The sequence below is a fragment of the Thaumasiovibrio clandestinus genome, assembly GCF_047250365.1.
GTDB lineage: Bacteria > Pseudomonadota > Gammaproteobacteria > Enterobacterales > Vibrionaceae > Thaumasiovibrio.
The window spans coordinates 58,796-73,649 of the sequence record NZ_JBLBVL010000015.1; the positions used below are offsets into that span (position 1 = coordinate 58,796).

The 14,854-nt window shown below is 41.9% G+C and carries 14 protein-coding genes; 6 read left to right on the forward strand and 8 right to left on the reverse strand.

From position 1 onward, the window contains the following. Positions 1 to 16 precede the first annotated feature (16 nt). Positions 17 to 637, reverse strand: a complete 621-nt coding sequence (locus ACKLNH_RS16350) for a LysE family transporter (RefSeq protein ID WP_413113325.1) — start codon at positions 635 to 637, stop codon at positions 17 to 19. A gap of 197 nt (positions 638 to 834) precedes the next feature. Continuing rightward, positions 835 to 1,614 carry a RelA/SpoT domain-containing protein gene (locus ACKLNH_RS16355; RefSeq protein ID WP_413113326.1) on the reverse strand — a complete coding sequence of 260 codons (780 nt, stop codon included), beginning with the start codon at positions 1,612 to 1,614 and terminating at the stop codon, positions 835 to 837. A gap of 382 nt (positions 1,615 to 1,996) precedes the next feature. On the opposite strand from ACKLNH_RS16355, the gene ACKLNH_RS16360 reads away from it, so the two are divergent. Beyond that, positions 1,997 to 2,611 (forward strand): LysE family translocator, encoded by a 615-nt coding sequence (locus ACKLNH_RS16360; RefSeq protein ID WP_413113327.1) that lies wholly within the window; start codon positions 1,997 to 1,999, stop codon positions 2,609 to 2,611. A 1-nt stretch (position 2,612) separates the two neighbouring features. On the opposite strand, the gene arfB is transcribed toward ACKLNH_RS16360, so the two are convergent. Then, positions 2,613 to 3,026 carry an alternative ribosome rescue aminoacyl-tRNA hydrolase ArfB gene (gene arfB, locus ACKLNH_RS16365; protein WP_413113328.1) on the reverse strand — a complete coding sequence of 138 codons (414 nt, stop codon included), beginning with the start codon at positions 3,024 to 3,026 and terminating at the stop codon, positions 2,613 to 2,615. Positions 3,027 to 3,286: 260 nt separating this feature from the next. Between arfB and ACKLNH_RS16370 the strand changes: the two genes are divergently transcribed. The 3 genes from ACKLNH_RS16370 to ACKLNH_RS16380 all read left to right on the forward strand — a co-directional run bounded on the left by ACKLNH_RS16370 (position 3,287) and on the right by ACKLNH_RS16380 (position 5,378). Next, the gene (locus tag ACKLNH_RS16370; RefSeq protein WP_413113329.1) at positions 3,287 to 3,601 is read left to right on the forward strand and encodes a hypothetical protein; all 315 of its coding nucleotides are present in this window, start codon (positions 3,287 to 3,289) and stop codon (positions 3,599 to 3,601) included. Between the two features lie 667 nt (positions 3,602 to 4,268). Further along, positions 4,269 to 4,694, forward strand: a complete 426-nt coding sequence (locus ACKLNH_RS16375; RefSeq protein ID WP_413113330.1) for a DUF3859 domain-containing protein — start codon at positions 4,269 to 4,271, stop codon at positions 4,692 to 4,694. A gap of 369 nt (positions 4,695 to 5,063) precedes the next feature. Beyond that, positions 5,064 to 5,378 carry a hypothetical protein gene (locus ACKLNH_RS16380; protein ID WP_413113331.1) on the forward strand — a complete coding sequence of 105 codons (315 nt, stop codon included), beginning with the start codon at positions 5,064 to 5,066 and terminating at the stop codon, positions 5,376 to 5,378. Between the two features lie 66 nt (positions 5,379 to 5,444). On the opposite strand, the gene ACKLNH_RS16385 is transcribed toward ACKLNH_RS16380, so the two are convergent. After that, a complete protein-coding gene (locus ACKLNH_RS16385) occupies positions 5,445 to 5,945 on the reverse strand; it encodes a DNA mismatch repair protein (protein ID WP_413113332.1) in 501 nt (166 codons plus the stop codon). 177 nt (positions 5,946 to 6,122) lie between these two features. On the opposite strand from ACKLNH_RS16385, the gene ACKLNH_RS16390 reads away from it, so the two are divergent. Further along, positions 6,123 to 7,007 (forward strand): LysR family transcriptional regulator, encoded by an 885-nt coding sequence (locus ACKLNH_RS16390; protein ID WP_413113333.1) that lies wholly within the window; start codon positions 6,123 to 6,125, stop codon positions 7,005 to 7,007. Between the two features lie 45 nt (positions 7,008 to 7,052). Here the strand turns inward: ACKLNH_RS16390 and ACKLNH_RS16395 are convergent, their stop codons facing one another. Next, a complete protein-coding gene (locus ACKLNH_RS16395; protein WP_413113334.1) occupies positions 7,053 to 8,279 on the reverse strand; it encodes a DEAD/DEAH box helicase in 1,227 nt (408 codons plus the stop codon). Positions 8,280 to 8,351: 72 nt separating this feature from the next. Next, positions 8,352 to 8,636 (reverse strand): DUF1496 domain-containing protein, encoded by a 285-nt coding sequence (locus tag ACKLNH_RS16400; RefSeq protein ID WP_413113335.1) that lies wholly within the window; start codon positions 8,634 to 8,636, stop codon positions 8,352 to 8,354. 348 nt (positions 8,637 to 8,984) lie between these two features. Here ACKLNH_RS16400 and ACKLNH_RS16405 point away from each other — a divergent pair, with 348 nt between their 5' ends. After that, complete coding sequence (locus ACKLNH_RS16405; RefSeq protein WP_413113336.1) at positions 8,985 to 10,205, forward strand: L-lactate MFS transporter; 1,221 nt, start codon at positions 8,985 to 8,987, stop codon at positions 10,203 to 10,205. A 64-nt stretch (positions 10,206 to 10,269) separates the two neighbouring features. On the opposite strand, the gene ACKLNH_RS16410 is transcribed toward ACKLNH_RS16405, so the two are convergent. Both ACKLNH_RS16410 and phaC read right to left on the reverse strand, forming a co-directional pair. Continuing rightward, the gene (locus ACKLNH_RS16410) at positions 10,270 to 12,900 is read right to left on the reverse strand and encodes a response regulator (RefSeq protein ID WP_413113337.1); all 2,631 of its coding nucleotides are present in this window, start codon (positions 12,898 to 12,900) and stop codon (positions 10,270 to 10,272) included. Positions 12,901 to 13,033: 133 nt separating this feature from the next. Further along, complete coding sequence (phaC, locus tag ACKLNH_RS16415) at positions 13,034 to 14,845, reverse strand: class I poly(R)-hydroxyalkanoic acid synthase (protein ID WP_413113338.1); 1,812 nt, start codon at positions 14,843 to 14,845, stop codon at positions 13,034 to 13,036. Positions 14,846 to 14,854: the final 9 nt, after the last annotated feature.

Sequence of the window (14,854 nt, forward strand, 5' to 3'; positions counted from 1 at the left end):
ATCAAACCTAGCGCTCCTAATGCTCCGCCGAAGCCAATATAGCTCCCATGGCAACAAAGGTGACTCCAAATATTCTATTTTGAAGTTTTACCATTGAAGGGCTTTGGAAAAAGCGTTTCACACTTCGAGCTAATGACGCATAAAACACCATCACTAAGCAATCTATAACCAACACCGTTAAGCCCAAAATAATGTACTGCTGTGTTGCAGCGATATCGGAAGAAATGAACTGCGGCAAAAACGCAGCAAGGAAAATGATTGATTTAGGGTTCATCAAATTAACTAAAAAACCCTGCTTAACAATCTCGATTGAAGTGTCTGTATTCACAGTCACTTCATCATTTTCGAGTTCACTCTTACTGAAAATTTTAACGATGCCTAAATACACTAAATAAGCAGCACCACAATACTTTACTGCCGTAAAAGCGACAGCAGATGAAGCCAACAACGCCCCCAGCCCCAAAGACACAATGAGCAAATGCACCATCAGCGCCAATTGTAAGCCAACAATATTTTTCATAGCGGTAGAAATACCACTACTTAATGTATTACTAATTGTCGCCACCATACCTGCCCCAGGAGCAAAGCTAAATACGACACAAGCAGCAACAAAAGTCAGCCAAATAGACAACGTCATTCGTTTAATCCCACGCTATATAACAACAGAATGTGGCCATTAATCAGCCACGACAACACATCACGATTCCATTTTGGACCGTAGTCAGGTAATGGAATGGCGCTAAAATTAACATGGGAATTGATAGCTGTCACTTGATATATCTACCTAAAAAGAAAGGCCGCTAACGCGACCTCTAAGTTAAGCACAATAACAGATCAACTTGCCATCGTACTCGGCTGCAGGTACTGCTGCCAAGCAAACTGGTAGAGAGTTTGAGAGTACTGACGCAAACGGGCAATTTTTGCTTGTTCAAGATCATTTAGCCCTCGCGACTCACTCGCAGCAATGCGTTCAATATGCTGAACTTGTTGATATACCTCATGCTCTTCGCCACTTTTTATCTCAGCAATAGCATTGAGGTGAATTTGAACTTCTGCGATATGTTGAGATTTCGGTAAACGAACAAGCACTTTTAGATCTCGATACCCTGATGGCGCTGGAGACTTAAATCGATTTTTAACCTGCAAAATCTCGGCATCTTTGCCTAAAATCTCAAATGCGGTAACAATACCATTAATATCCTTGGCAACCAGTGTTGCTCGAGCTAAGTCAGTGATTTTGGCCGCCTCACCATTTAGCTCTTGTGCAATCTTTGCTTGTGCACGTTCCGTCGATTTTACCGGAGGAATGATGGGCGTAGCCTGGCTTAACATGCCAATTTCATTCACCAATGTTCCCAGCTCAGCTTGCGCTCGTTGCGCGTTAGCATACAGTGCATCAAATTCACTATGCCGCTGGCGTACCTGATTACCATTCCACGTTTCTATCGCATACAAACCACTAAGTGAGCGTTTAAAATCCTTTTTACTTGATTGTGATGTTGATGCCGGTTTAATTTGAGGGACACTAACACCCGTTGGTAGCGCCGCTGCAGCTAACGGCATGCGGCCTAGTACCACCATGACGACAAATAATGTCCGTAAAAGATGGGTCATTATGACTCCTTTACTTCAGCCTGATTTTTCAGGACTGTCACTGTTGAAACGGTTATGATAAAAGGCTCAGCGACAAGGTCAGTTTAAACCGACTAAATGAACGTAACATGAATCAACGGACTGTCTGAGGATTTATCGTTAACCGATAACCAATTTTGTGAGCGGGAAGTGCATTTTCCAATTTCTTAATCTTTCCCCCTTGAAACACAAAAAATTGCCCATAGCGCAGAAAAGAGACCACTCACGTCTGCCTTTAATATCACTACAAAACAGATGATTAAGTGTAGTTATGAGACATGAATCTCTGTCATCTCTTCCATCTATAAAACGATCATTTAATTCCCTCAACATCAGTGATACCTTACTCATAGGAGGATTTATAATGACATTTACTATCTGGTTATCACTGTTTTCGGTCTGTTTGTTAGGGGCGATGTCTCCAGGGCCAAGTCTTGCTATTGTCGCACGTCACAGTTTGGCGGGAGGGCGCAGTAATGGATTAGCGACAGCTTGGGCGCATGCCATTGGCATCGGAATTTATGCCTTTATTACGGTGCTCGGTTTGGCCATCATACTTGAACAATACCCGCTGCTATTTAAACTAATCAGCTACGGTGGTGCACTTTATTTATTTTACTTGGGCTTAAACGCCGTCCGTTCGCGTGGTGGATTAGTAGAGAAGCTAGAATCTGGACATAGCGTGAGTGTTTACACATCAGCGAAAGAAGGCTTTTTGATCTCACTTCTCAGCCCTAAAATTGCCATCTTTTTTATTGCACTATTTAGCCAATTTGTCGCAGTGGGAGTAGGAACGGCCGATAAAGCGGTGATCATTGCGACGCCTCTGATTGTCGACGGATTATGGTATAGCCTCATTACATTAGTTTTATCTCGCCCTGCTTTTATTAGCATACTCAAGAATAAAGCCAGATTGATAGATCAAGTGTCAGGCACCATTTTGATCTTATTAGCCATCCGTGTTATTTGGACTATCTAGGCTAATGGTCAACTTTTCGTCGCAGTGTTTTCGTTTGTCCTCGCTGCGACTTCTTATCCATTCTACGTTGCTGTGAACCTTTGGTTGGGCGAGTCGCTCGACGCCTCTTTTTCACGACCATTGCCTCTTCAATTAGCATTTTAAGGCGCAATAATGCATCTTCTCGATTTTGCTCCTGCGTCCGAAAACGTTGGGCCTTGATAACAATCACACCTTCTTTGGTTATTCTAGCATCATTGCATTTGAGAAGTTTCTCCTTGTAATCCAGAGGCAAAGATGATCGACGGATATCAAAACGCAAGTGGATTGCACTAGAAACTTTGTTTACATTTTGTCCCCCAGCACCTTGCGCACGGATCGCACTGAGTTCAATCTCCCAGCTAGCTAAACTAACTGAATTGGATAACGACAACATTTTACTACTCCGATTAAATTAGCGCGCATAGTAACAAAATAAAATATAGACCGCCAAACGACAGCACCCCTCTTCGACTTAACTGCTACTTATATTCTCTGCCTCTTCACTTATTAAAATCTGAAGCAACTCGGTATTTTCGCTAACTTCTCCAAGTGGATGACATAAACCTGACATTTAAGCCCAACCTCAATGCTATGTTTGCTCTGTTTCAGTCTCCGAGCTGATTATCTTACTCTGTCAATCATAGCGAACTACCCATGCGAAAAAGTCTGATTTCTTCACTGCTACTTCTTAGCTTATCTGCACCATCGTTAGCCATGCCAACCTTGGTGACGAGTTCAGAAGTCAATCATCAAACCTATGAGTTAATCGAAGAATTACAGATAAATGGTGATATTCGAGACAGTCTAAATCAACTGGTTAGCCATCGGCTAGAGGGTAAAGATTCAGATGTCTATGTTATTGAAGATATAAAAGAAGATACATTCAAAGACACACTTACGGTTGTTGTGCGCTTGTATAATGTGCAAGATGTTTATACCAACCAATTACCTCATCGGTATGAACTCTAAATACGCATTATTAGTGGTAGACAAAAAGAGCAAGAGCCAGAACAAATGTTCTGGCTCTTTAGATTTGGCTAAGCCTGAGCGGGATCACATCACCCAGGCTATTGATCTTACTTCTTAAATGTTAACGGTTTTGCTTTTGTACCTTGAGACTGGTGATAATACCAAAGTCTTCTTGCACGATTTTTCATAGAGTTACTCCTATTCTAATTATTATTGGCTATTTTTTTTCAGTCGTTCAATATTCCGAACTATCTTATGCCATTTATGATGACTAAAATATGACACAAAACACATATTTTTATGAATGTTAATGTCATAAGTCACATACAAATTGAGATTTTGCATGTAAGAACCATCGTCCTACAGCTTAGGGAGGTGTCACTTGAAGCGAGGCAACGTATTGATATGATTCGTTGTTTAGCTATTTTTCACTGTGATTACTACCTATCAATATGTTCAATATATCATCGTTATAGGTATTTGCAACACTCACAGGCATAAATCGTATACTACAAACCTTACTTTAATATCGCTTTGTGCTAAGCCTCTAAGTTTTTCATCCTCTAGCGACCTCAACCCTAGAGCCAGCTTGGATTTACATGGGTTTTTCCTCTTCTAGCTTTCCTTTATACTGACGTAAGTAACCGTAATTAAGGAATACCGCCCAATGGCAAAATCGAAAGCAGTGGTGGAAGTCGTTAGCTTTGGTATCTACTCCACCTGGGACAGTGATACCAAACACCTTCCAAAAGTGGAATCTTTTACAACTGACGTTCCCGCTGAAGAAGATATTGAGTTTGGCCTCACGATCAATATTAAGAAAGGAAAAGGTCAGATACTGCAATATGTCATCTATCACCCAGATATACCTGACAATAATGGTACGCCACTCCCTCCATTCGATGGCTCGGTACATGTTAGAAACAATGACTGGAATTTCTATTTGGGGGATACGGTGCCAACCAAAAACCCGAACCTTGGCATTGGGGAATGGCGAATGGTGATGTCACTCAATGGGAAAGTGGTCGCTGAAAAATTATTTAATGTATTTAGTCGCAATGAAGGCTCATTCTGGAAAAAGCGAGGGTATTAGTCTACTGACACTATCCTATCTCACTCTTAGGTGCTTAATATTAAGTGTCTAAGGGTGAGGCTGTATAACAAGTCCATAAATACATGCACGGCAACAAAACAATTCACACACTGCAGCAACGTTAATATCCCTTACAAATCATAATATTAGTCAGAGCTATTAGATTTCTTTATTTTTTATTATTTATCAACCACTTAAACGTGCACATTTCACGCCAGAAAACACTAAAAATATACTTATATATCAATAAATTAAAAATTAGCGAACTTTTTTTGAGCTATTTCGAAAGTAGTTCGTAGAAAGGAGGTCTTATGATGTGAATGTGTTAATAACACCACGCAAACAAAAAGTGATAAAGAGGATTGTATTATGCTTACTGTTAAAACTATCACCGCTGCCGCACTCATTATTCTATCGGGCTCTGCGCTAGCTGATATCCGTGTTATCGATACAGAGAACGGGGCATGGATAACCGTTAAAGATTCCGCTGGTAACCCTGAGTCAGGCGCAACTGTGCGCATCACTAATGTTCCACAGGAGCGTGAAACCTATATGACAGATGAAAATGGTCGAGTTTACGTGCCAATTTCACTAGAACGTTCACGCTCTATCAAGTACGAAGCAACAACAGATGATGGCAAAAAGCAGAGTCGTTACGCTTTCCATCATACTTCAAACGACTAACAGCACAACGTAGATGATTGAGGGGGGCTTAGCCCCCTTTCTCATTTTTACTTGATGCCTTGGGCATTAGTATCTGCGTAGATCACGGGCAAGTATCAGAGCTAAGCCCATAATTTGTAAAAAAAGTGCCAAGTTTCTATATCTAGATACCTGTATTTCGAGCTGATTTTCTTGCTCACGGAACTGTAAATTTTTCAAAAAGCGCGCATCAATATCCTCTCGGAACTGTATTTGGTGACTATCAATAGCAACCAATAGCTCATCTGTCTTTGCATTGTCAGCGTTCACCCAGTGCGCCAGCGTCGCCTCTCGTTGCGACTCACTCATTGCCTCAACATCCACCAGCAGCAACCACTCTTTCTTCCTTTCCAACGTCTCTATGCGCCGCCATACCTGTTCAATCAACATCGTATTATTCGCAATTTCTCGTTCAATTGCTGCTGATTGATGCGACAATTTATCTACCATTAAATGAGTTAACAGAGCCGCTGCAATATTCATAGCAAGGCCTACTGCAACAATAATCCAAGTTGGGATCTTTCCCCACCCATGGCTGGTTTTCACCATACGTTACTCTTCCCTTCACCTTAGACTAAGTGCAATTCATCTTGTTTTGAACTAAACAGACTTTAAAATAAAGCCCGACTATATTCAGTATGGTAGACAATTTATTATTTTCGCAAATCATACAAAAGCGTACACGTAACCAACGACTTCAACCGCAACCATGGAATGATGACAAGCATGTTAAACCCACAATGGTTAAAAACATTCATTACCCTGAGCAAGGAGGGCCATTTCACTCGTACAGCCGAAAAGCTCGCGATGACACAGCCAGGCGTTACACAGCATGTGCACAAACTCGAACAGTATTTTTCTGCAGTATTATTAGATAGAAATGGAAAACAAATTGCATTAACGCCACAAGGGAAAGAGGTACTCTCCTTTGCTAAACAATGGTTTAATGAATTAGAAAAGTTAGAAGAAAAAATCACTAATGATGACCCTTACAACGGGGAATGCCGTATCATTACTTCGGGCTCACTTGGTCTATTACTGTATCCGCAGTTTACGCAATTACAGCAACGATACCCCGAACTCAGTATTCAACATGAGTTTGCGCCCAATTCAGCGATTCACCAAGGGGTAGAGCAAAACTTGTTTGATTGGGGAATTTCGAGTGCGTTACCTGAGTCTCCGCACCTTAATGCAGAAAAGATCAGTTACCAAACACTACAAATAATACTGCCCGTCAGTTGGACATTTGATATTCCTTTAAAAACACTATTAGATCGAGGTTTTATTAACCACCCTGATGGCGTGCACTATTTAAGGCGCATATATGACAACAATTTACCCCAGCACCACTTTCAACCAGAAAAAATTCATACCACTGGATACGTTAATCATATCAGTCTAATTCTCGAGCCTGTATCTAAAGGAATTGGGTACACAACCTTACCTGAACACGCACTCACATCATCGCCATATAAGCATCTTGTCCAGCGTTATCCTCTAAAACAGACTGCCACCGAGCCGCTCTATCTGATTACTAGAAAGCAGCAAACACTATTAAAACGGCATCAATGGCTGATAGAGCAATGTAGATACTGGCTCAAAACTGATTGAGTCCTTCATTCAAATGACGCCAGTAAATATAATAACGAGATATGCTTAGCGACGCTTAAAACCTGCTTGTTTTGCCAGCTGTTTCTTAAGGCGCCGCTTAGCGCCTCCACGCCCGCCACGTTTTTCGTGTTGTTTATTGTCTTCTTCTAAGCTCGGTTCATATCCCTCCAACCATTGCTGCGGAATACGTTGTCCTATCAGTGTTTCAATCGCGGTTAGCATGCCCTCTTCATTGTGACTAACTAAGGAGATCGCTGTTCCTGTTCTCCCTGCACGGCCAGTACGCCCTATTCGATGAATATAGTCTTCGGGTTGGTGCGGCAATTCATAATTAAATACGGCTTCAAGCTGTGGGATGTCCAACCCCCTCGCTGCTACATCTGTTGCAACCAACACGCGTACCTTTCCATCTCGGAAATCAGATAAGGCGCGATTACGTGCCCCCTGCGTTTTTTCACCATGGATCGCGACCGCTGCTAAGCCATCTTTAACCAACTCTTTCGCTAATAACTCTGTCGACTGTCGCGTCTTGGCAAAGACCAATACTTGTTGCAAATTACGTCGCCCAATCAAATACGACAGTAACTCACGTTTTCGGCTTTTATCTACAGGGTGAACCATTTGGCTCACTGTATCGGCGGTACTGTTCAGCGCTTCAACTTCGATTTGATCAGGCTGCTTTAGTAAACGAAAGGCAAAGTCTTTAACTTGATTAGGATACGTTGCTGAGAAAAATAGCGTTTGTCGTTTCGTTGGCAGCCGCTTCATAATACGTTTAACATCTGGGGTGAACCCCATATCTAACATACGATCAGCTTCATCTAACACCAAAGTTTGCACATCCGCCAAGCAAAGTGTGTTGTTATAAAGATGGTCAAGAATCCGTCCCGGCGTACCCACCACAATATTGACCCCATTGGCTAACGCTTTAATTTGCGGCTTAATATTTGCACCGCCATAAAGAGCCACACTTGTTAAAGGGCTGTCACTGGCATAGCTCTCGATTTTATCATGAACCTGCTGTGCAAGCTCCCGTGTGGGGGTAACGACAAGCATGGTGACTTTCTTTACTTGAGGAGTCGATAGCAGTTGATGCAAGTGGGGTAACACAAACGCTGCCGTTTTGCCTGTTCCTGTTTGAGCGGCGGCCATTACATCATTGCCTGCCAATACACTCGGGATAGCCTGTGACTGAACCGATGTTGGCTGCTGATAGCCTAAAGCGGCCAGCCGGTGCTGTAAACTAGGGTGAAGGGATTCAAACACTGACATATATAACTCCTGCGGCAAAGTGCGCGCAGAGTCTAACAAAATCAGAGTCGGTGTCGAGCAAATTAACAGTGGCTATTCAAGGCGCTGCCAACGCAGAGCACCATTCGTTTCAAAAGAGTTTTCTGGAACACACTCGATCAATACATCATTTAGTGCGAGCACTGAGCCTAAAGAGTACTGCTTATCATCATAGTAACAAGCTCTTGCCGCGAGCCTCTGCCCATCAACCTCAATTTTAAGAGATTTACTCTTACCTTGGCGGCTATCACTGAGATCAACCGTCGAGGTGGCCAACGGCTGTGCACTCCATGACGCGCTAGAGGCACACAACATCACTACCATGATTACATGTCTCATTGCATTACCCATCGTCCCTCTCTAACTATAACGTACTGTTGTTTACCATTATAAACGACGAGCAATGCACTTTTTATTAATCAAAGCACCAACTAACGCAGACAAGTACAGAGTATGTCTACGTTATAACCCAACAAAATATTACAAAGTGTAAATAGCAGCGTACAAAGAAAAACCAATTTAATAAACTCAACCCTTCCTTTTCGGCGATTTTTTGATACAATCCGCCGCCAGATTAAGTTCTGTGAGATTATTTTAATCTTGCAAAGAAAATTTGATACCGTTCTTTCCCATTTTGTAAGGCATTACTAGACATCGTCTTTTGCCACCGACTGTAGAGATAATTTAATGAAATTCGACAAAGCTATGCGCATTCTTGTCGCCGGGATCATTGTGAACCTGTGTATGGGTATTTTATACGCATGGAGTGTAATGAAAAAGGCACTTGTTATTGATTACGGCTGGTCAAACGCCGATGCATCACTACCGTATACTACCGCTATTGTCGTTTTTGCACTGTCTCTTCTTGTTGCTGGTGTACTTCAAGACCGTATGGGCCCACGCCGCGTACTGCAAGTCGGTACGCTTTTAACGGGTCTAGGGATGCTTTTATCTGGGCTAAGTGACAGCGTTACCATGCTAACAATTACCTTTGGTGTCATCACCGGTACTGGTATTGGTTTTGGCTATGCTTGCCTAAGCCCTTCCGCAATGAAATGGTTCCACCCATCTAAAAAAGGACTCGTTAACGGCCTTATTGCTGGTGGTTTCGGTTTAGCCTCTCTCTATTTAGCACCTATCACCTCTTGGTTGATTGAAGATTACAGTATCGGCACTGCCTTTGTTGTATTGGGAGCTGGTGTCCTGCTAATTGCGTTCCCTGCAGCATCAACGATTGTGAATCCACCAGCGGATTACACGCCTGAAGCACCAAAGAACCTATCAGCGGCGAAATCTGCTAAATCAACAGCGAACGCAAGCTGGCGTCAGATGCTAACTACGCCTCAGTTCTACATGATGTGGGTAATGTTTGCATTCTCATCTGCAGCTGGACTAATGGTTATCGGTAACATCACGTCTATCGCTGGCATTCAAGCTGGCATCGAAGATGCTGCATACCTGGTTGGTATCCTGGCTGTTTTCAACACTGGTGGTCGCGTTGTTATGGGTGTGCTTTCTGATAAGATCGGTGGCATCCGTACGCTCATGATCGCGTTTGTTCTGCAAGGTATCAACATGGTTCTATTCGCAACCTACGACTCAAGCATCATGATGATGGTTGGTGCAGCTTGTGCTGGCGTTGGTTATGGTACCCTTCTAGCAGTATTCCCATCACTAACGACTGACTTCTACGGTCTAAAAAACTACGGAACTAACTTTGGTGTACTTTACACAGCTTGGGGCATCAGTGGTGTCATTGGGCCAATTATCGCTGCAATCGTTGTAGATAGCACAGGCAACTTCAACCTTGCTTACACTATCTCTGCTGCAATGATCGCCGTATGTGTAGTACTCGCGCTTATCATTAAGCCCGTTAACACTGAAGCGCTTGTTGCCCAAACAGCATAGTCTCGCTTTCACGCTTAACTAAGCACAGCTAGGCCGAGGATTAACCTTGGCCTTTTTTGTGCCTTTATTGTGTAAGTGAAGGCGTTAAGTATTCCTCTATTTTAGAGAGCAGCTGTTTGATCTCAAATGGCTTGGGCACATAACTATCCATTCCCGCTTCATAACATGCACGTATGTCTTCATCTAATACGCTGGCTGTCAAAGCGATGATAGGAACAGATCCCGCCTCCAATTCTCTTTCTATGCCTCTGATCTTGCGTGTCGCTTCAAAGCCATCCATCACTGGCATCATGCAATCCATCAAAATTAAATCAATCTCATTCTTCAGCCATAAATCAACCGCAATTTGACCATTCTCAGCTTCAAGCACCGTGAGTCCCGCTCGTGTTAGCACTGTTTTCGCAACTTGCATGTTAACCGCATTATCTTCCACCAGAAGAATTTCTCCGGTTAACATTTTCATCTTCTCTGCATGTGACGTTACTTCGCGCGTTACTTGTGACTGGTCCAAGACCCCATTAATCACGTCCTGCAACCGCTTGCCGCGAACAGGTAAGGAATGAATGGCCGACACTAACACATCACCCCACTCTTTTACTCCGGCTTCCAATAAGAAAATAACAGGAGCATGCCGCTGCAATTCCGCAAAATACTTTTCTTCAGAACTATTTCGATAAGTATAAATAATCACAGCAAATGTTCGCTCATCCCTACATGCTGATAGGTACTCTAACCCTGTCGCAATCCGTTGAAAACTGTGGCACAAATACCCCATTTTCATACATTCTCGTTGTGTTAGTTGTGCACTACTATCATCCGAATCAACAATCAAGATGTGTTGACCATTGGGGCGTTCAACTAAAGCTGCGTCTTTAACTACGGGAAATACTACTGAAAGTTTAAACTCACTACCTTCACCTTTAACACTTGTTGCCGTTAACCCGCCATCCATTAGATCAGCAAGCTGACGGCTTATGCTCAACCCTAACCCCGTTCCCCCAAAGCGCCGTGTGGTTGAGTCATCTTCCTGTTTAAAGGGCTCAAATATATTCTTTAGTTGTTTATTATCTATTCCAACGCCAGTATCTTTAACTGAGAAGCAAAGCACTTGATTTTCATCTCGCACTACCTTGAATGTCACCGCGCCATACTCCGTAAACTTAATGGCATTAGACAAAAGATTTAACAATATCTGTTTAAGTCGGTGCTCATCGGCGTAAACCGTGACAGGTAAATCTGTCGCTAAATCTACATAGAAACGAACAGCTTTTTCTGTTGCTTTAGGCTCAACAATACATGCGACATCATAACAAAGGCGCTCTAGGTCACACTCAATGGGGCTTAATTTTATCCCTTCAGCTTCAATTTTTGATAAATCTAAAACATCATTAATTATTGACAACAAAGTATTAGATGAAGATTTAATGATAGATAAATACTCTTTTTGCTTATTATCTAGTTCTGTGTCAACAAGAATATTACTCATCCCAATAATGCCATTTAAAGGGGTTCTAATTTCATGTGACATATTTGCTAAAAAAGCACTCTTTGCTTTATTGGCACTCTCTGCATCATCTTTAGCTGCAACCAATAATGCCTCACTATAGTCTCGCTCTTTAATCAAAGCATTTAATGTCGTCGCCAAATGGGTAAATTCATCACTTCCAGACGCGGTGACTCGTAAGCTATAATCTTTAGTCTCTTCAATTTTACTCATCACAAATTCAATATTGCGAATAGAGAGTAGCATTCGCTTCCCAAGCCTCACACCAAGAAAAATCACAGTGACTATTAATATAAAAAGACCAAACAACACAACAATAAACTGTTCAAACCTTGCCAAGTATATCTCTCTCGCCTGATGGGAAATATCAAGTTTTACACTATTAATGACATTGCCCAATAGGCGCATCCTTTTTTCTGCATCACCTCGCCAATAAGGCCACTGACTTTCATTTTCACTACCACTAATAACATTATTCCTAAATGTTCCCCCATCCACAAAAACAGGCATCGTAAAAACCGTTAATAAGCGCTCAACTTGCACTTCTGATGCGTAATTATTGAGATAACGATCAATATAATCCTGTTGACGAACAACAACTTTCAATAATTCGTCTCTAAAGTAATTTTTTGATTCATCATTATTTAGCATTAACGATAGGAAGATTAACTCTTGGCTCGCATACTCTTGTAGCCAAAGCAATTGATAGTACGCTTGAATGCCTTCTCTTAATGGCGCTTCATCAACTAAAATTGGCAGCTGCTCAGTCATTCTAGTGTAGTGAGTTAACCAATCGCTGACCGCAAAGATCCACTCATAACGTTCATCTCGCGTCTGTCCGCTACCTTCCTCTAATAGAATAGAAATATCTTGTGCTAAGGCATCAAACTCTTCCTGATGAGGGAATGAAGCAAGAGGCTGTTGACTAAATACGGCTTCAATCTCATTTAGCAATGCGTCTTTCGCAAATACCGTCTTGGTCACCGCTTCTAGTCTTAGTTTTCTAATTTCCTCAATTATTTCCGAATAATACTGATGTTTCTCGTATTGAATGGATACCGATGACAAGGTCGTCAATTGATCATACTGATTCGCGAGAAAACGCCCAGCAATCACGAGTGTAATCACTAAAGGAACAATGACCAATAAACGAATTTTGGATTTTATAGTAAAGCCTGACGCGATATCCATAACATATAATTATTCGAAGTTATGGTATAGTTATAGCTGACCCCGCGGATAAACACCGAATATTTGGTGGGGCAACGTCACAAGTTGAGTTGTTCACCAACAAAAAAAGCTGACCAATGGTCAGCTTCTTGTGCTATGCCTCTGTTACTTCATCCACCACCTTTGCCGCTACTTCTATCGGCAAGGTTTGCAGTACATATTGTCCTGGTGCAGGCGCAATGACCGGATGGGCATCAGAACCCATTTGCGGTGGTAAAACCTTCTCTTTTGGACTAAATGCACTTAGCCACTGATCCCAGTTTGTCCACCAAGAGCCTTCATAGTGCTTAGCTCCTTCCAACCAAGTTTCGGCATTATCTTCAAGTTTATCGGCAATATAATAACCATACTTATTTTTCGCTGGATGGTTCACTATACCGGCGATATGCCCAGATTCACCCAAAACGAATGTAGTATCGCCACTAAGCTTCATGGCTCCTTTATAGGTGCCTTGCCAAAGTGCGATATGGTCATCTTTTGTCGAAATAAAGTAAGATGGGGATTTAATCTTTGACAGATCTATCCACACGCCACCCACCTTTATACCCTGCTTATCTACCAAGCGGTTCTCTAAATAAAGCTTACGCAAGAGTGTGTTATGGCAAGCTGCTGTTACATTCGTACTATCACTATTCCAATACAGAAGATCAAAATCTACAGGGCTATTACCTTTTAGATAATTATCTACATAATAGTTCCAATACAAACTATTTTCACGTAACAAAGAGAAGGTCACACTTAATGAGCGCCCATCCAAATACCCTTTCTGGTTATTTTGAATCTCCATTGCTGATACCATTTGCTCATTGATATATGCACCAATTTCGCCTGGCTGTGAAAAATCGAGAATTGTTGTAAAAAACGTTGTTGACTTAAAGCGTTGTCGCATACGACGAGCGGCATAATAAGCCACCGTTGTCGCCAACAAAGTGCCTCCGATGCAATAACCAACCGCATTCATTTGTTTTTGGCCTGTTACGGCTTCAACAACATCTACAGCCTTGGTAACACCATCGAGTACGTAATCTTCAAAATCCAGCTGCGCAATTGAGGCATCTGGATTCCTCCAAGACATCAAAAAGACAGTATGTCCTTGCTCAACAAGCCAACGCATCATCGAGTTTTTTTGACGTAAATCGAGAATATAGTACTTATTAATAAATGGCGGAACAACGAGCACAGGAATTTTATGCACGGATTCTGTTAATGGCTTATATTGAATTAATTCGAATAAGTCATTTTTGAATACGACACTTCCTTCGGTATTGGCAATATCCTTTCCAATACTAAATGCTTTGTCATTCGTCATACGAACTTTTAATACTTCAGAGCTAGATTTTAAATCTTCTTGCAACAAATCCATCCCTTTAACCAAGTTCTCACCATTAGTTTCCATGGTTAACTTAAGTAACTCAGGATTAGTGCTAACAAAATTACTGGGTGACATTGCATTGACGGTCTGACGGGTAAAAAAGCTCAATCGCTCTCTTGCCTTGTCATCTAGCCCATCGACAGATTCAATCATATTTTGCATTGTTTCACTGAACAATAAATATGACTGCTGGATAAAGTTATAAATGGCTTCATTTTGCCATGCTTCATCAGCAAAGCGCTTGTCACCGCGCTCCGCTTTCATTACAGGCTCCGAAGACCCTTCTGAAGGCATAACAACATTTTGCCATATTTTCAGCTGTTTCTCCCACCAATCCATCTGCACTTTAACCATATTTTCAGGCTGATTAACCGCATTTTGAAAAAGCTTGGCGGTATCTTCAATATTGATTTCATTCAATGCTTGGTTTAATGGGGAGTTCATTGCTGTTTTACCAGAATCCAGTTCTTTCCACCATTGCTGGTTTACTTCCTGGAATTTGGCAAAGTAATCCGCAAAAATATTCTGGTTCATGTTAATGAC